Genomic DNA, 19,711 nt, shown 5'->3' on the forward strand with positions numbered 1-19,711 from the left:
CGATCAGCCAGCGGCGGACAGTTTGTGCCACCAGTGACCGCAGCCGTTGGAGCAGAAGCGCTCGCGGCGCCGCGCGTCGGCGATCGAGAGCACCGCGGTCAGCAGCCTGAACGCCTTGCGGCGTTCGTCGAGAGGTGCGAGACCAGCGATCCTTCCCAGTTGCTCGTCGATCCGGCCCCGTGAGATCAGCACTGCGGGCGTATGCGTCGGGCGCAGCCCGGCACGGCGGATGCTTTCCGGTGCGTCCTCGGCGACGGCGCGTGCCTGGACGCAGTGATGGCGCAGGAACAGCAGCACCTCGGACTGCTCTTCCTGGCCAAGGCCGTCGAACCATTCGATGCCCCCTGACATCGGGCGCAGCCCCTGCGCGAGCTCGTTGAGCAGGACGTCGCGTTCGTTCATGACTGCCTCCCGTGGGACGGACGTCGCTCCGCCGCGGTGATCAGGATTCCGAGCAGCACCGCCAGATCGGCCGCGCCTTCGGCATCGTCGGCCCAGCGCGTGGTCTGCAGTGGGTGCACCTGGTCGAGGAGGACGCCTTCGCGTGCCAGGACGAAGGCCAACGCCAGCATGGCCGCGCGGGCGTTGCCGTCCTCGAACGGATGGAAGAAGAGGATGTCGAGGTAGGTCCGGGCAGCGCGTGACGGGAGGGGCAGATCAGGTTGAGAGCTCTCGGACAGACAGTGCTCGAATAGCGCCCGCGTATCGGGTGCAAGGCCATAGCGCTCCCGTCCGCCCTTCGCGAAGGCCGGCATAGTGCGGAAGTCGACGAGGTTGCGGCCCAGCACGGTCCGCTGCCACTTCTCCATGAGGGCGAAGGTCAGCGTCCTGCGCTGCTCCGCGTCGGTGAAGGCCAAGTCGAGGGCGGTCAGGACCCGGGCGGTTCCCTCGCTGTCACGGCAGCCTCGCGTTGCCATGAAGAAGTTGCGGAAGCCGTCGTTGGCCGGCGCTCCACAGACGGGGGATGTGCCGCGCCAGGATGGCCAGGAGATCTCCGGCCGGATGAGCAGCCAGTCGGCGAGGCTGTCCTTCGGTTGGCCGGGCCTGGAAGTCATCTGATTTCGCCCACGCCGCTGGCGAACCGCGAGCTCACGGCGTCGACCACCGGAACGTCAGGTGCGATCCAACTGCCGAACCGGCCGCCGACCGCGTCCTGGACGATCTCCTGGGCTTGGACCTCGTCGATGCCGCTGTAGGCGAGGAACCATCGGAGGACTTGCATGCAGTGCCCGTACCAGCCGCTCTCGGCCTGAGTGCGGTCGGCCACCAGGGTGACCAGGCGGGTGCATGCTCGCTCCCAGTACCAGCGGTCCGTCGAAGCCACCGGGGTGTTCCCTGGCGGCATCAGGTCCGCGAACCGTTCTGCCAGGTCCTCCAGCCAGCCACGCCATTCCCGCAAGGCCTCAACAACCAGCGGGGCAGTGGCGTCCGGGGTCGTCACGGAGTCGGATGAACAGCACCACACCTCGACGACGCCTCCGTCGACGTCACCCTCACCGACCGACCAGTTCCATCCGGAGGCCCACCGGCCGTAGCGGCCTGCCAGGAACTCGGTGACGGGATCCAGTGAACGCCAGCGATCCTCTTGAGCGACTTCAGAGCTGGGCAGCAAGGGCACGACAAGGCCCGCCAGCTTCTCCGCCGCGTCGGTGTCCATCTCAAAGGAATGCCGAGCCGGATCGACATCTGCCCACGTCAGGGCATGTGCCCACAGTTCACTCACCGTCCCACTCTGCCTTGCGTAGCCGCCCTGACTCCACTCCATATCGAGCGGCCGCCTCACCGGCGGGAAACGATCTTCGGCCAGCTGGGAAGCGATCTACAACCGCTGCTGTCCCGCCTGGTCAGCGGTACTCGTGAACAGCCCACAGACGACAGTTCGCGAGCAGCTCTCGCGAACGTCACGAGATCCCGTTCAGCCGAAAGGCTGGACGGGATCTCGGCGTTTCCGGGGTGTGCCCGAGGTGATGCCCGAACGCGCGCGAGCCCTCGGACGGTTGCCCGGCGGAGCATCGGCCCGGTGCGAGTGCGACCGTCGTCTGCGGCTGGGGCGGGGAGAGCCCGTTCGCGGTGATGGCGGCTGGAGCGAACCATCAGGGCGAGAAGGATGGCCTGCGCGACACGGCCGTGCGCAAGCCGCTGGCTCGGGTCGGCGATGTCGGTTTCCGGGAGATTCGCGGCAGCTCGGCCGGGTGCGTGATGTCCACTGCGTCCGCGGGCAGCAGGGCGCAGTCCGCCGAGGCTGGCCGCGGCTGTCTCCAAGCGGATTGCCGGACGGAGCAGGCCGACCCAACGCTCTGCAACATCGGAGGGCAAGTGTTGGTCAGCGAGGGCGCGCAGATCTTCGGAGGAACCGTGTGTCATGTGCTTGATCATCACCCGGCCAACTGACGGCCGGCCCACCAGCTCGACTGCTGGATCAGTCCAGGCTCACGAGCAGCCCATCAGTGATGCAGCGATAGCGAGACCCTGCGAAGCGTGAGGTTGATGTCCGTGATCTCCACGACGACTTCGTCGCCGACCTGTGGAAGGGAAGCGAGGCCGCCTGTGTCGCGGTCGTTGAACTCGGACTTGTGGAGCAACCCTTCAATGGCTTCGTCGACTTGGACGAAGACGCCGAAGGGGACGGCCTTGGTCACACGGCCCGGAAGCACGCGGCCGAGGTGAGTGCGAGCGAAGTTCTTGAACGGGTCGAACTGCAATGCCTTCAAGGAGAGGGACATCCGGACCCGGTCCAGGTCGATGTCCAGGACCACCACCGTGACGTCCTGGCCCACCTCAACAACGTCAGCCAGGCGGTCGTAGTGCCGCCAGGACACTTCCGCCACATTTACCAGGCCATCGATACAGCCGCCCAGATCGACGAACGCGCCGAAGTTGACCAGGGAAGACACCACGCCCCTACGGACCTGGCCTTTCTGCAAGGTTCGAAGGAAAGCTCGGCCGGCCTCGCTGGTCGCGTCGTCCATGTCGTTCAGCCTTCCGCTCGGGTCATCGTGGAGCCTTCCGTGTCCAGGACCAGCTGGCGCAGTTCGGTGGCGGAGGCGGGTGCGAGCCGGTAGACGCCCTGGAGGCTGACCGAGCGGATCAGCCTGCCTTCCTCGACGTACTTCAGCGTCCGCTCGCCGCGGCGCGAGGTATAGGTCAACCGCTCCAGAAGGTCCGGCGGCACGGTCGTGCCGAACGCGAGCGGGGAGCCCGGCGGGCCCGTCACGACCTCGGTGACGCAGCCGGCTTTCAACGGCCGCCAGTCCAGTAGCTTCGGGTAATCGTCATCGTGGAGCACCGTGCCCGCGTCCTCGTAGGGGATGATCCGGGACACCTCCATCGCGCCCAGCACGTGCAGCCGGGTGCGCAGGACGCGCACGGGGTAGATCTGGTCACCTGGCTGCACGCCCGCCCGCTGGAAACTCGGCAGCGACTGGTGCGGCCCGCCGAACAGCATCGTCAGCCGCTGGCCGGCGTAACCGGACCGCTCGAGCTCGCGGCACAGATCATTGGTCCACAGCGTCGTGTACGAGTTCGACATGCCAGGACTGTATCCGCGCCCGCTGACAGCCACCCTGGGTGGCGGCTCCGGCGTGGGCGCGCAGGCCGAAGGCCCGGCTGCCCGCACCGTGCGGGCGGCAGAGCCGGGCCTTGGGGGTCAGTTCTGTTGGAGCTTCAGGCGGAAGGCCGGGCAGACGTCGGGGTCGCTGTCGTCATAGACGAAGACCCGCTTGGCATCGATGCCGATGGAGAGCGTGTCGAGGGTGTCGCCGGACGTGACCCCTGACGGATCGTCGAACTGCATCCGGATCAGGGACCTGCCCTTCGGGGGGCGGGCATCCTCCGCCTCCCAGGTGCCGGAGCCGGTGAAGGCTTTGCCCGAGCTTGTTTATTTTACGGGTCGACCCGTAAGGTAAATGCATGAGCTCCTCCCCGCCCTCCAGGGGGCGTCCCAGGGATCCCCGATCGCACGAGGCGATCATCCGCGCGACCGCAGAGCTGGTGGTCGAGGTCGGCTACGCCGCGACATCGATCGGGGCGGTGGCCGCGCGGGCCGGTGTCGGCAAGGACACGATCTACCGGCGGTGGCCGGGCAAGCCGGAGTTGGTCTTCGAGGCCGTCTTCACGACCACCGACGATGCGCCGACCCCGGACACTGGAACGCTGGCCGGGGATCTGACCGTACTGCTGCAGGGCCTGGTCGACGAGTTCCACGCGCCTGCCGCCGCGGCGGCCCTTCCGGGACTGCTCGCCGACTTCGCCGCCGATCCGGAACTGAAGGCGCGCATCCGCGGCGACTTCCTGGCCCCGTCGAAGGAACGGCTGCTGGTCGTCTTCGAACGCGCCGCGCTGCGCGGGGAGATCGCGGCCGAAACGCCCGTGGACCTGGTCCTGGACACGCTGGCAGGAGCCGTGTTCTTCCACGTGGGGCTGGTCGGGGAACACCCTGATCCGCAGCTGGCCGCACAACTGGCCGCTGTCGTGGCCAAAGGAATCGAGGTCCGGTGAACGGCTGGCTTCTCGCGGCAGGGATCACCGCGCTCGGCGTGGCCGCAGTGCACGTCGTCGGCGGACACCGCGATGTGGTGCGCCCGCTGCTCTCCTGCGGGCTCGCAGACGAACCCAAGCGGGTCCTGCACGCCGTGTGGCACATGGTGAGCGTCGACCTGGTGCTTTCCGGACTCGCGCTGTTCTGCATGTCCCTGACGGATGGTAAGCCGGGGACCGGCCTGGTGGCATGGTTCGTGGCCGCGCACTTCATCGCGTACGCGGCAGCCTTCCTGGTCGTCACGCTGTCCGTCGGCTGGCCCAGACCCCTACTCCGGCTGCCGCAGTGGATCCTGCTCCTGCCGGTCGCGGTACTGGCAGCGGCGGGCGCCGCATAGCCGCACCCTCGAACCCGTCGACCAAGCCATGCAACGCGACGAGGAAGATCCCGCCCGATCGCGTGATCGGGCGGGATCTTCGTGTCATCCCCGGGGCGGCCTACGCAGCGTCAGAGGACGATGTCGTAGGCGGCCCAGCCGGTGCCGATGAGGGTGCGACCGGTGTCGACGAAGTGGTAGAGGTCTCCGGGGCATGACCGAGTTTCAGGTGAAACTTCCGGCCGGCGTCCGATCGTTGCCGCTTGTGATCAGGGTCGGGGCATCGAGAATGGCCCCATGGTGATCACTGACGAGGGCGGCGACCGGGCGACGGAGCAGGCGTGGACGGCGCTGGGCGGGGCGCCGGAGCTGGTGGGGCGGGTGCGGTACCGGGGGAGCAGTGATCTGGGCGAGGGGCCGCTGCCCGTACGGGAGTTGGCGCGGGCGACGGTCGGGGTGTGCGGGCTGGCCGCGGCGGAGCTGGCCGCGGTGCGGGCCGGGGGCGGGGTGGAGGACGTAGCTCCGCTCGTGGTGGACGAGGGCGCGGTGGCGACGGCGTTCGTCAGTGAACGGCACCTGCGGGTGGAGGGCCGGGCGCCGGTGACCTTCGCGCCGCTGTCCGGCTTCTGGCGGGCGGCGGACGGCTGGGTCCGCACGCACGCCAACTATCCGCATCACGAAGCCGCGTTGGTACGGGCGCTGCGGCTGCCGTCCGCGACGCCGGAGGCGGTGCGCGCCGCGGTGGCGGGGCGCGCGGCCGTCGAGGTGCAGGAGCTGGTGTACGGGCAGGGCGGGCTCGCCGTCGCCGTGGCGCAGGAGTACGGGGAGCCGCAGCCGCTGGTGGAGGCCGTACGGGAATCCGGGGCGCGGGGTCGGGGGCGTCGGGGGCCCCGAGAGCGGGCGCTCGGCGAGGCTCCGGCCGGCCGGCCCGCGGCCGGGGTGCGGGTACTGGATCTGACCCGGGTCATCGCCGGGCCCGTCGCGACGCGGACGCTGGGGCTGCTGGGGGCGGACGTGCTGCGGATCGACTCGCCGGGGCTGGCGGAGGCGGACGACGCGTACGCGGACACCGGCTTCGGGAAGCGGTCGGCGCTGCTGGACCTGGCCGTGGCGGGGGACCGGGCGGTCTTCGAGGGGCTGCTGGCCGAGGCCGATGTGGTGGTGTCGGGGTACCGGCCGGGGGCGCTGGAACGCTACGGGCTCGGGGCGCGGGATCTGCTGGAGCGGTGGCCGGGGCTGGTGGTGGCCGAGTTGTGCGCGTGGGGGTGGCGGGGGCCGTGGGCGGGGCGGCGGGGGTTCGATTCGCTGGTGCAGGCGGGGTACGGGATCGCTGCGGCCTGTGCGGGGGCGGGGGGTGTGCCGCGGGGTGTGCCGGGAGTGCTGCCGGCGCAGGCGCTGGATCACGGGACGGGGTATCTGGTGGCGGCCGGTGTCTTGCGGGCGCTGGCGGAGGGGGGTGGGCGGGGCCTGCGCTTCTCCCTCGCCGGGACGGGATCGTGGCTGGTGCGGGATCTGCCCGCCGCGGCCTCCGGGGCTCCTTCGGCGGCTTCGGGGTACACGGCCGAGCCGTGGCTCCGGGAGACGGAGTCGGGGTACGGGGTGTTGCGGCACGCGGCCAGTCCCTTCGGGGAGTGGGCGGTGGGGCCGTCGCGGTGGGGTGCGGATGCTGCCGTCTGGCTCCCGCGGTAGGGCGCCTGCGGGCCGGCTGCTGGGGCTCCGCCCCAGACCCCGCGCCTCAAACGCCGGCGAGGCTGAAAGAGCGGGGCTCCGCCCCAGACCCCGCGCCTCAAACGCCGGCGGGGCTGGATGGTGCGGCGGGGCTGAAAGAGCGGGGCTCCGCCCCGGGCCCCGCGCCTCAAACGCCGGCGGGGCTGGAGGGTGCGGCGGGGCTGAAAGAGCGGGGCTCCGCCCCGGGCCCCGCGCCTCAAACGCCGGCGGGGCTGGATGGTGCGGCGGGGCTGGGAGAGCGGGGCTCCGCCCCGGGACCCGTGCCGAGGGGTTTGGACATGCAGCGGCTGGAGTCGTAGAAGCGGTAGTAGCCGAACTTGGGGGACGGGGTGTAGCCGGAGGAGAGGTAGAGGGATATCGCCTCCGGCTGCTGGTCGCCCGTTTCCAGGACCATGCGGAGGCGGCCCGCCGCGCGGGCGTCCGCTTCCAGGGCTGCCAGGATCCGGCGGGCCAGGCCCAGGCCGCGGGCCTGCGGGACGACGTACATGCGCTTGAGCTCCGCGTCGCCGTCCGAGTAGCCCTCGTCGTTCTGGTCCTGGCTGCGCCAGCCGCCGCTCGCTATCGGTGCGTCCGCGGCGTCGTACGCCAGCAGGTACAGGCCCCGCGGCGGGGCGAACATCGCCGGGTCCAGGAACGTGACATCGCCCTCACCGTCGTACCGCTCCTGGTACTCCAGCTGGACCTGGTCATTGAGTTTGACCGCGTCCGGGTGGTCGTACGGCACGGTGCGGAGGTCGATGCGGTGAGACATTCGAATATCGTACGGAACCATCCCGCTATGGTGCTGGGATGCTCACCGTGACCTCCGTGAATGTGAATGGGATCCGCGCCGCCGCCAAGAAGGGCTTCGGGGCGTGGCTCGAGGGATCCGACGCCGATGTGGTCTGCCTCCAGGAGGTACGGGCCGAGGCGGTGCAGATCCCGGACGAGGTCCGGACCCCCGCGGGCTGGCACACCGTCTTCGCGCCGGCCGCCGCCAAGGGGCGGGCCGGGGTCGCGCTCTACACGCGGCGCGCGCCCGAGCGGACGCAGATCGGATTCGGGAGCGACGAGTTCGATGCGAGCGGGCGGTACATCGAGATCGATCTGCCCGGTGTGACCGTGGCGAGCCTGTACCTGCCCTCCGGTGAGGCCGGGACCGAGAAGCAGGACGAGAAGTACCGGTTCATGGCCGAGTTCCTGCCGTACCTGACGGCGCTCAAGGCGCGGTCCGCCGCCGACGGGCGCGAGGTCGTGGTGTGCGGTGACTGGAACATCTGTCACCAGGAGGCCGACCTCAAGAACTGGAAGACGAACCGCAAGAACGCCGGCTTCCTCCCCGAGGAGCGGGAGTGGCTGGGGAAGGTCTACACGGACGCCGGCTACGTCGACGTGGTGCGGGAGCTGCACCCCGACACCGAGGGGCCGTACTCCTGGTGGTCCTACCGCGGGCGGGCCTTCGACAACGACGCCGGCTGGCGGATCGACCTCCAGGTGGCGACCCCCGGGCTGGCCGCGAAGGCCGTGAAGGCCTTCGTCGAGCGGGCCGAGACGCACCCCGAGCGATGGTCCGATCACGCGCCCGTGACCGTCGTCTATGAGTTGGGTGTCTGACCTTCCCGAGCTTCCCGACCCGCCTGACCTGCCTGACCTTCCTGACCGGCGGTGGTCGAGGCCAGGAGGCGGTCCATCGCCATCGTCAGTTCGGCCTCGACCACGCTCTTCGCCAGCGGACGCAGGCGCGCGAGGGCGTCCGGTGCGATGTGCGTCGATATCAGGTCGGTGAAGAGCAGCGCCAGCGCGTCCGCGTGCTCGCGGACGCGGCGGCCCGTCTCCAGGACCGCCGCCAGCGGGACGCCCTCGCGGACCAGGGCCGAGGAGACGTCCAGCAGGCGCCGGCTGACGTGCACGATCGTGTCGCCGTCGACGGCGAGGTAGCCCAGGTCGAGGGAGGCCGCCAGGTTCTCCGGGGTGACCTCGCCCTCGAAGTGGTCGGCCAGGGCCTCCGGGGTGAGCCGGACCGGGGTCTCCTCCGACCAGCCGATGCCCAGCAGCTCACCGAGCTGGCCGACGTCGCGGCCGTTCTCGAAGGCGGCGGTCAGCTCGGCGATGCCGCCGAGGGTGTGGCCGCGCTCCAGCAGGGCGGCGATGGTGCGCAGCCGGGCCAGGTGGTGGTCGTCGTACCAGGCGATCCGCCCCTCGCGGCGGGGCGGTGGGAGCAGTTTGCGCTCGCGGTAGAAGCGCAGGGTACGGACCGGGATGCCCGCCGCTCGGGCCAGTTCCTCCGTACGGTACTCGCGCACGGTCTTCGCTTGCGTCTCGTCCTTCGCCACAGACGCAGCCTATGGCGTACCCGCGGTAACTTTCCGGGCGCGACCCCTACCCATGAGTACTGGTCTGCTCTACCCTCCCGATTGTGCCAGTGATTGCTGGCAGTGTTTCGATGTGTGTGCGCGGTGCGGTGCGGTGCGGTGCGGTGTTGCGTTTGCGTGGCTGGGACTGGGACTGGACTGGCTGGGACTGCGGATGAAGCGGAAGGCGGCGGGCATGGGCGGCACGAGTGGCGGCACGAGTGGCGGCACGGGCGAACGTCAGCACGTACGGGTGGCGGTGATCGGGTCCGGGTTCGGCGGCCTGGGCGCCGCCGTCCGGTTGCGGCGCGAGGGGATCACCGACTTCGTCGTCCTGGAACGGGCCGGCGCGGTCGGCGGGACCTGGCGCGACAACACCTATCCGGGATGCGCCTGCGACGTCCCGTCCCACCTGTACTCCTTCTCCTTCGCCCCCCATCCCGACTGGCCTCGGACCTTCTCCGGGCAGCCGCACATCCGGGCCTACCTGGAGCACGTCGCCGACACCTTCGGGCTGCGCCCCCACATCCGGCTCGACTCCGAGGTCCGGCTGATGCGCTGGGACGCCGACGAGCTGCGCTGGGAGATCGAGACCGCGCGGGGCCCGCTGACCGCCGATGTGGTCGTCTCGGCGACCGGCGCGCTGTCCGAGCCGAAGATGCCGGAGATCCCGGGGCTCGCCGCCTTCCCCGGCAAGGTGTTCCACTCCGCGCGCTGGGACCACGACTACGACCTCGTCGGCAAGCGCGTCGCCATGATCGGTACGGGCGCCTCCGCCATCCAGATCGTGCCCGCCATCGCACCCGACGTGGAGCGCCTCACGCTGTTCCAGCGGACCCCGCCGTGGGTGATGCCGCGCACCGACCGGGCCATCACCGCCGTGGAGCGCTGGCTGCACCGCCAGCTGCCCTTCACCCAGGCCGCGCGCCGCGGACTCCAGTGGGGGATCCGGGACCTCCAGGTCAGCGCCTTCACCAAGCGGCCGAACCAGCTCGGGCTCATCGAATCGCTCGCCAAGGCCAACATGGCCCGTGCGATCAAGGACCCGGCGATGCGCGCCAAGCTGACGCCTTCCTACCGGATCGGCTGCAAGCGGATCTTGCTCTCCAGCTCGTACTACCCGGCCCTGGCCCGGCCCAATGTGGACCTGGTCGCCTCCGGGCTGAAGGAGATCCGGGGCTCGGTCCTGGTCGCCGACGACGGGACGCGGGCCGAGGTCGACGCGATCATCTTCGGCACCGGCTTCCACGTCACGGACATGCCGATCGCCGAGCGGGTGGTGGGCGCGGAGGGCAGGACCCTCGCGGTCGAATGGAAGGACGGGATGCGCTCGCTGCGCGGGGCGACGGCGGCCGGTTTCCCCAACTGGATGACGATCGTCGGTCCGAACACCGGGCTCGGGAACAGCTCGATGATCCTGATGATCGAGTCGCAGCTCAACTACATGGCGGACTACCTGCGCCAGCTGGCCGTCCTCGGTGGCAGCAGCCTGGGCGGGAAGGTCGCCCTCGCGGCGAGGCCGTCCGCCGTGAACAAGTGGAACCGGCACGTGCAGTCCCGGATGGAGCGGACGGTGTGGAACACCGGCGGCTGCACCAGCTGGTACCTGGACGCCAACGGGCGCAACACCACCGTCTGGCCGGGGACGACGGGCGAGTTCCGCCGGGAGACGCGGAGCGTCGATCTGGGCGAGTACGAGGTGGTGCGGGTCCGCGAGCGGATCCCGGCTGGCGCTGCCGCTGCCGCTGCCGCTGCCGCTGCCGCTGCGGCGAAGAGGGGCCGCGCCGCGCGGGCGGGCTCTGCGGGGTCCGGTGCGGCGCCGCTGCCGGGGGCTCTGCCCCCGGACCCCCGCGCCTCAAACGCCGGCGAGGCTGAAATCGCCTGCGGCCGGGCTGAGTTTGCCCAGAAGGCGGAGGGCGCCGCGTGAGTCGGCTGATGCACGTCACCTCTGGTGCCTTTGCCCCGCCGGTCGCGCGGCGCGAGCTCGTCGCCGTCTCCGCCGACGGGGCCCGTCTGCACGTGGAGGTCCACGGGGAGGAGGGGGCGCCGGCCGTGGTGCTGGCACACGGCTGGGCCTGCTCCACCGCGTTCTGGGCCGCGCAGATACGGGCCCTGTCCGCCACCCACCGGGTCATCGCCTACGACCAGCGCGGGCACGGCCGCAGCCCCGCCGCCCGGGTGCACAGCACCACCGCCCTCGCCGACGACCTCGTGGCGGTGTTCGGGGCCACCCTCGTCCCCGGGGAGCGGGCGGTCGTCGCCGGGCACTCCATGGGCGGCATGACGATCATGGCGGCTTCGGGCCGGCCGCAGTTCGCCGAGCACGCCGCGGCCGCGCTGCTGTGCAGCACCGGCAGCTCCCGGCTGGTCGCCGAGGCGCGGGTGCTGCCGGTGCGCGCCGGGCGCGCCCGGACCCGTATCACCAGTGCGGTGCTCGGCTCGCGCGCCCCGCTCGGGCCGGTCACGCCCGTCGCCCGGAAGATCCTGAAGTACGCCACCATGGCCCCCGGCTCCGCGCCCGACAAGGTCGAGGCGTGCGCCCGTATCATCCACGCCTGCCCCACCGGGGTGCGCCACGCCTGGTCCCGGGTGCTGGCCGGGCTGGACCTCGACGCCGACGTGGCCCGGCTCGCCGTGCCCACCGCCGTCATCGGCGGCACCATCGACCGGCTCACCCCGATCGTGCACGCCCGCGGGCTCGCCGCCGCGCTGCCGAACTGCGTAGGCCTCACCGAGCTCACCGGCATGGGGCACATGACCCCGGTCGAGGCACCCGAGGCCGTGACCCGTGCCGTGCGCGAGCTGACCGCGCTGTATCTCGACACCACCGAGAAGGAGAAGACACCGTGAGTGCTCGCAGGAGTCTGGAAGGCCAGGTCGCCGTCGTCACCGGCGCCGCCCGCGGGGTCGGCGAGCTGCTCGCCCGCAAGCTGTCGGCCCGCGGCGCGCGGATAGCCCTCGTGGGCCTGGAGCCGGAGGCCCTCAAGGAGGTCTCCGAGCGGCTCCCCACGGACAGCGACCACTGGTACGCCGACGTCACCGACCACGAGGCCATGGCCCGCGTCGCTCAGGAGGTCAAGCAGCGCTTCGGCAAGGTCGACATCGTCGTCGCCAACGCGGGCGTGGCCGCCGGCGGGCCCTTCGTCGACTCGGACCCCGACGCCTGGCGCCGGGTGATCGAGGTCAACCTCATCGGCGGGGCCGTCACCGCCCGTGCCTTCCTTCCCGTACTGACGGAGAGCCGCGGCTACTTCCTCCAGATCGCCTCGCTCGCCGCGATCACCCCGGCCCCGATGATGACCGCCTACTGCGCCTCGAAGTCCGGCGTCGAGGCCTTCGCGCACTGCCTGCGCGCCGAGGTCGGCTACAAGGGCGTCAAGGTGGGCGTCGGCTACCTCTCCTGGACCGACACCGACATGGTGCGCGGCGCCGACCAGGACGAGGTCATGCGGGAGCTGCGCCAGCGGCTGCCGTGGCCGTCGAACCGCACGTACCCGCTCGGTCCCGCCGTCGACCGGATCGTCGCCGGCATCGAGCGGCGCTCGCCGCACGTGTACGCGCAGTGGTGGCTGCGCGGCATGCAGGGCATGCGCGGCTACCTGCCCGGACTCATCGCGACGGTCGGACAGCGCGAGATGAAGCGCTTCGAGCCGCGGCTGGGGGGTGTCTCCAAGGGGCTCGTCGGGCCCGGTGGGGCTGCCGACGAGCAGGAGCGCACACAGAGTCACTGATCGAAATGCGTGCTTTGTCCGCCCGTGCAAGTCTGGTCGAGGCCCAACCACCAACACCCCTCATGGAGTGAACAGCATGGGTATCAAGGACAAGGCGAACGACCTCAAGGGCAAGGCGCAGCAGGCGGCGCAGGGCGCGAAGGAAGAGGTCACCGAGCGCACCGCCAAGCTTCAGGAGAAGTCGAAGACGTCGAAGACCAAGGCGCAGCCCAAGCCCCAGGAGCGCACCGCCAGGCCCCAGGAGGGTACGGCCAGGCCCCAGGAGCGATCCCAGGAGCGACCGGACCGGACGCGTGACGAGTACGACGAGAACTGGGACGCCTGAGTGACCCGTTGAGGGACCCGCTGAGGGGCGCGATCCGTAGAACGGTACGGATCGCGCCCCTTCTCTATGCCCCGCTCAGCTCACTCACTCCATCGCCGCCCCGCTCACTCCCTCGGCGGCAGCTTCGGACGGCGCCGGTCCGGTACGTCCGTGTAGCCGGGCGGCACCGCGGCCGGTTCCTGTTCCAGCAGTTCCAGCGCCAGGTGCACGGCGTCGTCCAGCTGCGCGTGCCGCCCCTCCGCCCAGTCGAGCGGAGTGCGCATGATCGCAAGGTCCGGTTCCACGCCGTGGTTCTCCACCGACCACCCGTACTCGGGGAACCAGGCGGCATTCATCGGCACCGTGATCACCGTGCCGTCGCCGAGGCGGTGCCGGCCCGTCATGCCGACCACCCCGCCCCAGGTGCGCTGGCCCACCACCGGGCCCAGCCCAAGCAGTTTGAAGGCCGCGGTGATCATGTCCCCGTCCGAGGAGGTCGCCTCGTCGGCCAGTGCCACGATCGGACCGCGGGGCGCGTTGGAGGCGTACGAGACCGGCTGGGCGTCGCGCGTCAGGTCCCAGCCGAGGATGGAGCGGGTCAGCTTCTCCACCACCAGCTCGCTGATGTGCCCGCCCGCGTTGCCGCGTACGTCCACGATCAGCGCGGGCCGGGACATCTCCATCCGCAGGTCGCGGTTGAACTGAGCCCAGCCCGAGCCGCCCATGTCGGGAATGTGGAGATAGCCGCACCGGCCGCCGCTGACCTCCCGGACCACCTCGCGCCGCTTGGACACCCAGTCCTGGTAGCGCAGCGGCCGTTCGTCGATCAGCGGCACGATGGCGACCCGGCGGGGGCGGCCCTCGCCCTCCGCGGGCTGGAAGGTCAGCTCCACCGTGGTCCCGCCCGCCGCCGCCAGCAGCGGATAGGGCCCGGTCACCGGGTCCACCGGCCGCCCGTCCACATGGGTGAGCACCGCGCCCTCCCGGATGCCCGTGCCGGCCAGCGGGGAGCGGGCTTTGGAGTCGGAGGACTCGCCCGGCAGGATCCGCTTGACCACCCAGCCGCCGTCCCGGCGCACGAGGTTCGCGCCGAGCAGGCCGATGGGCCGCTGGTAGTGCGGAGGGCCTTCGTTGCGGCGCGCGGGGGAGACGTAGGCGTGCGAGGTGCCGAGCTCGCCGAGGACCTCGCGCATCAGGTCGGCGAACTCGTCGGGGGAGGCGACCCGTTCGACCAGGGGACGGTACTGGCTCAGCACCCCGTCCCAGTCGATGCCGCACATCTTCGGCTCCCAGAAGTACGCGCGGATGATCCGCCCGGCCTCCTCGAAGGCCTGGCGCCACTCGGCCGCCGGGTCCACCTCGTGCAGGATGCGCCGCAGGTCGAGGTAGACGGTCGAATCGCTGTCGCCAGACTCGGTCGCCGGGACCGCGCGCAGATCGCCGTCGTCGTTGATCACGAGCCGGGTGCCGTCGCCGCTGACCGCGAACCAGTCCAGCCCCGAGGCCAGTTCCGTCTTGCGGGCCTTGGTGAGGTCGAAGTGCTCCAGCGTCGGCTTGCCGCTGATGTCGGCCGGGTTGGCGAAGGTCTCGCCGAGCGCGCCCGAGATCGGCCAGCGCAGCCACACCAGCCCGCCGCCGTGCACCGGGTGCAGGGCCGAGTACTTGGACGCGGTCACCGGGAACGGAGTGACCCGGCTCTCCAGCCCCTCCACCTCGACCATCACCGCGCCGTCGCCGGAGTCGCCCGAATCCCCTTCCACCGGGTCGAGTCCGCCCGCCGCGGGCCGCCCCTCGGCGGTGTGGGCGAAGGGGGAGGGGGTCGCCGAGGACAGCGGCACCAGGTACGGGCGGCAGCCCAGCGGGAAGGACAGGTCGCCGGTGTGCACGTCGTAGACCGGGTCGAAACCGCGCCACGACAGGAAGGCCAGGTAGCGCCCGTCCCGTGTGAAGACCGGACTCTCGTCCTCGAAGCGCCCGTTGGTGACGTCGACGATGACGCGCGGGCCGGGACCGGAGATGCGGGCCATCTTGATCTGCCGCAGCGAACGCCCGATGCCCGGATGCGACCAGGTCAGCCAGCCTCCGTCGGGGGAGAAGGCCAGGTCGGTGACGGGTCCGTTGATGGACCGGATCAGCTCGGTGACCTCGCCGCCGGACCCCTCGGACCCCTCGGACCCCTCGGACCCCTCGGACCCCTCGGACCCCGAGACGTCGGCCTCGTCGTCCGGCACGGTGATGAGCAGCAGCCGCCCGTCGTTGGAGGCGATGGCGATCCGCTCCCCGTCCGGGTCCGAGAGCATCTCGGTCACGCGCCCCAGCTTGCCCGAGGCCAGCCGGCGCGGCTCCCGCCCGCCGGAGGCCCGCGGGAGGTAGGCGATCTCGATCGCGTCCTCGCCCTCGGCGTCCGTGATGTAGGCGAGCTGACCGCCGCTGCCGAGCATCTCCGGCAGCCGCACCCGCACGCCCGGGGTGTCGGTGATGGTCCTGGCCGGCCCGTCCCGGTGGGTCAGCCAGTACAGGCTGCCGCGCACCACGACCGCGCTGGCCCGCCCGGTGGCGTCCACGGAGAGCGAGTCGACGTGGCTGGCGGCCGGCACCTGGTACGTACGCCGGCCCGCGCGCGGGCCCCCGAGCCGGACCTGGAGCTTGCGCGGGACGGCATCGGCGGCCAGGGACTCGACGAGCCAGAGGTCCCCGGCGCACTGGTAGACGATCCGGGAGCCGTCGCTGGAGGCGTGCCGGGCGTAGAACTCCTCGTGGTCGGTGTGGCGGCGCAGATCGGTGCCGTCGGGCAGGCAGGAGTAGAGGTTGCCGATGCCCTCGTGGTCGGACAGGAAGGCGATCCTGCCGTCCACGAACATCGCGCTGTCGAGGTGGCCGCCGATGTCCTCCAGCAGCAGCCGGCCGTGCAGCCACAGGCGGCCGGTGGCGCCGCCGCGGTAGCGCTTCCAGGCGGCGGGCTCGTGCGGGGGCTTGCCGGTGAGCAGCAGCGTGCGGTGCTCTCCCTCGATGTCGGCGACCTGGATGTCGGACACGGGACCCCAGGGCAGGCGCCCGCCGGGGCTGCCGTCGGTGGGCAGCTTGTAGGCCCAGGAGAAGTACGAGAACGGCTGCCCGTGCGAGGAGACCGCCAGGATGTTGCCGTCCGGGTCCCAGCCGCAGACCCGGGTGTCGGTGGCGCCCCAGTGGCTGAGCTGGCGGGCGGGGCCGCCGTCGACGGGGGCGAGGTGGATTTCGGGGTCGAGGCTGCGCCAAGTGGTGAAGGCGATGTGCCGGCCGTCCGGGGAGAAGCGCGGATGGCCCACCCGGGTCCGGTCGACGGTGATCCGCCAGGCCCGTCCGGGGATCTGGCCGTCGGGGACCAGCGGGGCGACCCAGAGGTCGTCCTCGGTGGCGAAGCACAGGAGGTCGTCGTGCAGGTGCGGGAACCGGAGGTACGCGACGTCGTGACTCACCCCACAATGCTTTCCGCGCGGGAGGCCCCTGGCAACTCGTACAGGTGATCCATGCCACTCCCTGAAGCGAAACGGAACGGTTTCGTTTCGTTGGTAGGAGGGGTATCGTCGTGAGCGTACGGAACACTTTCGTTTCGATGAAGGCGTGTGTGGACGGGAGGCGCGGACATGACCGAGGCGATGGCGGCCCGGCGCAGCCGCATCACTCCCGAACGGCAGGCCGAACTGCACGAGGCGGTCCTCGACCTCCTGCGTGACGTCGGCTACGAGGCGCTGACCATGGACGCGGTCGCCGCCCGCACGAAGTCCAGCAAGGCCACCCTCTACCGCCAGTGGGGGAGCAAGCCGGAGCTGGTCGCCAAGGCCCTGCGATGTACGCAGCCCGTCTCGCTGCGGGAGATCGACACGGGCAGCCTGCGCGGGGACTTCGCGCGCATGGTGGAGCATTCCGACGACGCGCAGATGGCCAAGGACACCGCCCTGATGCGGGGCCTGGCCCATGCGGTCCACGAGAGCCCGGAACTGCACAAGGCACTGCGGGACCTGTTGGTCGACCCGGAGATCACCGGGCTGCAGGTGATGCTGCAGCGCGCGGTGGACCGGGGCGAGGTCCGCCCGGACTGTCCGGCGCTGGACTTCGTACCGCACATGCTCATCGGGGCGTTCATCGCGCTCCCGCTGATCGAGGACCGTCCGGTGGACCGGACGTTCCTCGGTGACTTCATCGACGCCGTGGTCTTCCCCGCCCTCGGCGTCTGATCCGCCCCGCATTCCCCGTCCCCTGCACCGTTTTTGCTGCTCCTGACACGCCGCTCTCGTCGTCGGGCCGGCTTTTCACGCCCTGATCCGTCCGGATCCATCCCACGACCTGAACGGGAGAACCACCGACGTGGCTACCTTCCTCTACCGACTCGGCCGGGGCGCCTTCCGGCGCCGCGGGCTCGTCGCCCTCCTGTGGGTGGCGCTGCTGTTCGCCGCCGGCTTCGGCGCGGCCTCGGCCTCGGCCCCCACCTCCGGCTCGTTCTCCATACCCGGCACGGAGGCCCAGAAGGCCTTCGACCTGCTGGACGAGCGCTTCCCGGGCATGGCCGCCGACGGCGCCACCGCCCGTATCGTCATCAAGGCCCCCGAGGGAGCGAAGGTCACCGACCCCGGCCCCAAGGCCGAGGTCCAGAAGATCGTCTCCGGGCTGAAGACGGGACCGGGCGCGGATCAGATCTCATCCGTCGCCGACCCGTACGAGGCCCAGGCCGTGAGCCAGGACGGCTCCACCGCCTACATCAGCGCCAAGTACGACGTCAGCGGCATGGAGCTGAGGGACGCCACCCGCGAAGCGCTCAAGGAGTCCGGCCACGGCGCCAAGGCCGCGGGCCTGAACGTCCAGATCGGCGGTGACGCGCTGATGGCGGCCCCCGAGACCGGCTCCGGCGAGATCATCGGCATCCTGGTCGCCGCGATCGTCCTCGTGATCACCTTCGGCTCGCTGATCGCGGCCGGTCTGCCGCTGCTGACCGCGGTGATCGGCGTGGGCATCGGCGTCTCCTCCATCACCGCGCTCGCCAACGTGCTGGACCTCGGCAACACCACCGGCACCCTCGCGTCGATGATCGGCCTCGCGGTCGGCATCGACTACGCCCTCTTCATCGTCTCCCGCTACCGCGCGGAGCTCGCCGAGGGCCTCGAGCGCGACGAGGCCGCGGGCCGGGCCGCCGGCACCGCCGGCTCCGCCGTCGTCTTCGCCGGTCTGACCGTGGTCATCGCCCTCGTGGGCCTGGCCGTCGTCAACATCCCGATGCTGACCAAGATGGGCTTCGCGGCCGCGGGCACCGTGGTCATCGCCGTGCTCGTCGCGCTGACCCTGGTCCCGGCCATCCTCGGCTTCGCGGGCAAGAAGGTCCTGCCCGCGGGCCAGAAGAGCCGGCTCTTCGGCAAGGGCAAGCCCAAGCCGGCCGGCGCCGAGCAGAAGCCCAACGGCGGCACCCGCTGGGCCCGTTTCGTCCTGCGCCGCCCGGTCATGGTGCTGCTGGCCGGTGTGATCGGCCTCGGCGTCATCGCCATCCCGGCGGGCAAGCTGGAGATGGGCCTGCCGGACGACGGTGCCCAGCCCGTCTCCACCACCCAGCGCCAGGCGTACGACCTGCTGTCGGAGGGCTTCGGCCCCGGCTTCAACGGCCCCCTGATGGTGGTCGTGGACGGCGACAAGGCGCTCGCGGACAAGACCGTCGACCGGATCAAGGGCCTGGACGGCGTGGCCGCGGTCACCCCGCCGACCTTCAACAAGGACGGCGACGCGGCGGTCATCACGGTCGTCCCGAAGGACCGCCCGTCCTCCACGCAGACCGAGGACCTGGTCCACACGATCCGCGCGGGCAGCGGGGACGACGTCCTCGTCAGCGGCCAGACCGCGTTGAACATCGACTTCTCGCAGAAGATGAACGACGCGCTGCTGCCCTACCTGGCGCTCGTCGTCGGCCTGGCCTTCCTGCTGCTGATGCTGGTCTTCCGCTCGATCCTGGTCCCGCTCAAGGCGGCCCTCGGCTTCCTGCTCTCGGTCGTCGCCGCCCTCGGCGCGGTCGTCGCGGTCTTCCAGTGGGGCTGGCTCGGCTCGCTGTTCGGGGTGGAGCAGACCGGCCCGATCATGTCGATGATGCCGATCTTCATGGTGGGTGTCGTCTTCGGTCTGGCCATGGACTACGAGGTCTTCCTCGTCACCCGCATGCGTGAGGCGTACGTCCACGGCGAGCGCCCGGGCCAGGCCGTCGTGACCGGCTTCCAGTACAGCGCGCGGGTCGTCGTGGCCGCCGCCGTCATCATGATCGCGGTGTTCGCGGGCTTCATCGGAGCCACCGAGCAGATGGTCAAGATGATCGGCTTCGGTCTGGCCGTCGCCGTCTTCTTCGACGCCTTCGTGGTCCGCATGGCCATCGTCCCGGCGGTGCTGGCGCTGCTCGGGCACAAGGCCTGGTGGCTGCCGCGCTGGCTGGACCGGCTGCTGCCGAACGTGGACGTGGAGGGGGAGAGCCTGCGTCGGCACCTCAAGGATGCAGCGCAGTCCCCGGAGGGCCCGGAGTCCCCGGACGGCCCGGACAAGGACCGCGAGCTGGTCAACGCCTGACCGTCAACGCCTGACCATCAGCGCCTGACCGTCAACGCCTGACCCGTTCCGTACGGCCGACGGGACGGCCCGGGGCCGGGGGGGGAGGGGGGGGGGGGGGGGGGGGGGGGGGGGTGGGGTTCTTTCCCCTCCCCCCCCCCCCCTTTTTTTTCTTTTTCTCGTTGTTTCGCCGCGGGAGAGGGGGGGGGGGGGGAG

At 71.1% G+C, this 19,711-nt stretch carries 18 protein-coding genes and 1 pseudogene; 10 read left to right on the top strand and 9 right to left on the bottom strand.

Translation table 11 applies throughout. The annotated features are described in order from the left end of the window. Window positions 1-3: 3 nt before the first annotated feature. The 6 genes and pseudogenes from ACZ4TV_RS08860 to ACZ4TV_RS08885 all read right to left on the bottom strand — a co-directional run bounded on the left by ACZ4TV_RS08860 (window position 4) and on the right by ACZ4TV_RS08885 (window position 3,793). Window positions 4-402, bottom strand: a complete 399-nt coding sequence (locus tag ACZ4TV_RS08860; protein ID WP_468132206.1) for a DUF5958 family protein — start codon at window positions 400-402, stop codon at window positions 4-6. Beyond that, a complete protein-coding gene (locus ACZ4TV_RS08865; protein ID WP_468132208.1) occupies window positions 399-1,055 on the bottom strand; it encodes a Fic family protein in 657 nt (218 codons plus the stop codon). The genes ACZ4TV_RS08860 and ACZ4TV_RS08865 overlap by 4 nt, the downstream gene beginning before the upstream one ends. Continuing rightward, window positions 1,052-1,723, bottom strand: a complete 672-nt coding sequence (locus ACZ4TV_RS08870) for a hypothetical protein (RefSeq protein WP_468132210.1) — start codon at window positions 1,721-1,723, stop codon at window positions 1,052-1,054. The genes ACZ4TV_RS08865 and ACZ4TV_RS08870 overlap by 4 nt, the downstream gene beginning before the upstream one ends. A 730-nt stretch (window positions 1,724-2,453) precedes the next feature. Then, window positions 2,454-2,969, bottom strand: a pseudogene (locus tag ACZ4TV_RS08875) (S1 RNA-binding domain-containing protein); the annotation flags it as partial. Between the two features lie 5 nt (window positions 2,970-2,974). Beyond that, window positions 2,975-3,529, bottom strand: a complete 555-nt coding sequence (locus ACZ4TV_RS08880; RefSeq protein WP_468132212.1) for a hypothetical protein — start codon at window positions 3,527-3,529, stop codon at window positions 2,975-2,977. A gap of 117 nt (window positions 3,530-3,646) precedes the next feature. Further along, on the bottom strand, window positions 3,647-3,793 hold the full coding sequence (locus ACZ4TV_RS08885) for a hypothetical protein (protein ID WP_468132214.1): 147 nt from the start codon (window positions 3,791-3,793) through the stop codon (window positions 3,647-3,649). 116 nt (window positions 3,794-3,909) lie between these two features. On the opposite strand from ACZ4TV_RS08885, the gene ACZ4TV_RS08890 reads away from it, so the two are divergent. The 3 genes from ACZ4TV_RS08890 (at window position 3,910) to ACZ4TV_RS08900 (ending at window position 6,542) form a co-directional block, all read left to right on the top strand. After that, on the top strand, window positions 3,910-4,497 hold the full coding sequence (locus ACZ4TV_RS08890; protein ID WP_468132216.1) for a TetR/AcrR family transcriptional regulator: 588 nt from the start codon (window positions 3,910-3,912) through the stop codon (window positions 4,495-4,497). Beyond that, window positions 4,494-4,874 (top strand): hypothetical protein, encoded by a 381-nt coding sequence (locus ACZ4TV_RS08895; RefSeq protein WP_468132218.1) that lies wholly within the window; start codon window positions 4,494-4,496, stop codon window positions 4,872-4,874. Before ACZ4TV_RS08890 ends, ACZ4TV_RS08895 begins: the two co-directional genes overlap by 4 nt. Before the next feature lie 276 nt (window positions 4,875-5,150). Then, entirely contained in the window at window positions 5,151-6,542 is a 1,392-nt protein-coding gene (locus tag ACZ4TV_RS08900; RefSeq protein ID WP_468132220.1) for a CoA transferase, read from the top strand. Window positions 6,543-6,777: 235 nt separating this feature from the next. Here ACZ4TV_RS08900 and ACZ4TV_RS08905 read toward each other — a convergent pair whose 3' ends face one another. Then, window positions 6,778-7,332: a GNAT family N-acetyltransferase gene (locus tag ACZ4TV_RS08905; protein ID WP_468132222.1), complete on the bottom strand. Its 555-nt coding sequence runs from the start codon at window positions 7,330-7,332 to the stop codon at window positions 6,778-6,780. 38 nt (window positions 7,333-7,370) lie between these two features. Here ACZ4TV_RS08905 and ACZ4TV_RS08910 point away from each other — a divergent pair, with 38 nt between their 5' ends. Beyond that, window positions 7,371-8,174 carry an exodeoxyribonuclease III gene (locus ACZ4TV_RS08910; RefSeq protein WP_468132224.1) on the top strand — a complete coding sequence of 268 codons (804 nt, stop codon included), beginning with the start codon at window positions 7,371-7,373 and terminating at the stop codon, window positions 8,172-8,174. Here ACZ4TV_RS08910 and ACZ4TV_RS08915 read toward each other — a convergent pair. After that, entirely contained in the window at window positions 8,156-8,893 is a 738-nt protein-coding gene (locus tag ACZ4TV_RS08915; protein ID WP_468132226.1) for a MerR family transcriptional regulator, read from the bottom strand. The genes ACZ4TV_RS08910 and ACZ4TV_RS08915 overlap by 19 nt on opposite strands. 214 nt (window positions 8,894-9,107) lie before the next feature. On the opposite strand from ACZ4TV_RS08915, the gene ACZ4TV_RS08920 reads away from it, so the two are divergent. The 4 genes from ACZ4TV_RS08920 to ACZ4TV_RS08935 all read left to right on the top strand — a co-directional run bounded on the left by ACZ4TV_RS08920 (window position 9,108) and on the right by ACZ4TV_RS08935 (window position 12,967). Next, window positions 9,108-10,838, top strand: a complete 1,731-nt coding sequence (locus tag ACZ4TV_RS08920; protein ID WP_468132228.1) for a flavin-containing monooxygenase — start codon at window positions 9,108-9,110, stop codon at window positions 10,836-10,838. Continuing rightward, window positions 10,835-11,761, top strand: a complete 927-nt coding sequence (locus ACZ4TV_RS08925; RefSeq protein WP_468132230.1) for an alpha/beta fold hydrolase — start codon at window positions 10,835-10,837, stop codon at window positions 11,759-11,761. The genes ACZ4TV_RS08920 and ACZ4TV_RS08925 overlap by 4 nt, the downstream gene beginning before the upstream one ends. Continuing rightward, window positions 11,758-12,642: an SDR family oxidoreductase gene (locus ACZ4TV_RS08930; RefSeq protein ID WP_468132232.1), complete on the top strand. Its 885-nt coding sequence runs from the start codon at window positions 11,758-11,760 to the stop codon at window positions 12,640-12,642. Before ACZ4TV_RS08925 ends, ACZ4TV_RS08930 begins: the two co-directional genes overlap by 4 nt. Before the next feature lie 76 nt (window positions 12,643-12,718). After that, window positions 12,719-12,967, top strand: coding sequence for a hypothetical protein (locus tag ACZ4TV_RS08935; RefSeq protein WP_468132234.1), 249 nt, complete (start codon window positions 12,719-12,721; stop codon window positions 12,965-12,967). A 104-nt stretch (window positions 12,968-13,071) separates the two neighbouring features. Here the strand turns inward: ACZ4TV_RS08935 and ACZ4TV_RS08940 are convergent, their stop codons facing one another. Continuing rightward, the gene (locus ACZ4TV_RS08940) at window positions 13,072-16,401 is read right to left on the bottom strand and encodes a S41 family peptidase (RefSeq protein ID WP_468132236.1); all 3,330 of its coding nucleotides are present in this window, start codon (window positions 16,399-16,401) and stop codon (window positions 13,072-13,074) included. A gap of 168 nt (window positions 16,402-16,569) precedes the next feature. On the opposite strand from ACZ4TV_RS08940, the gene ACZ4TV_RS08945 reads away from it, so the two are divergent. Continuing rightward, window positions 16,570-17,160 carry a TetR/AcrR family transcriptional regulator gene (locus tag ACZ4TV_RS08945; RefSeq protein ID WP_468132238.1) on the top strand — a complete coding sequence of 197 codons (591 nt, stop codon included), beginning with the start codon at window positions 16,570-16,572 and terminating at the stop codon, window positions 17,158-17,160. Between the two features lie 130 nt (window positions 17,161-17,290). After that, window positions 17,291-19,516, top strand: coding sequence for an MMPL family transporter (locus ACZ4TV_RS08950; RefSeq protein ID WP_468132240.1), 2,226 nt, complete (start codon window positions 17,291-17,293; stop codon window positions 19,514-19,516). Window positions 19,517-19,711: the final 195 nt, after the last annotated feature.

It is taken from the genome of Streptomyces sp. NPDC028910, from assembly GCF_055564955.1.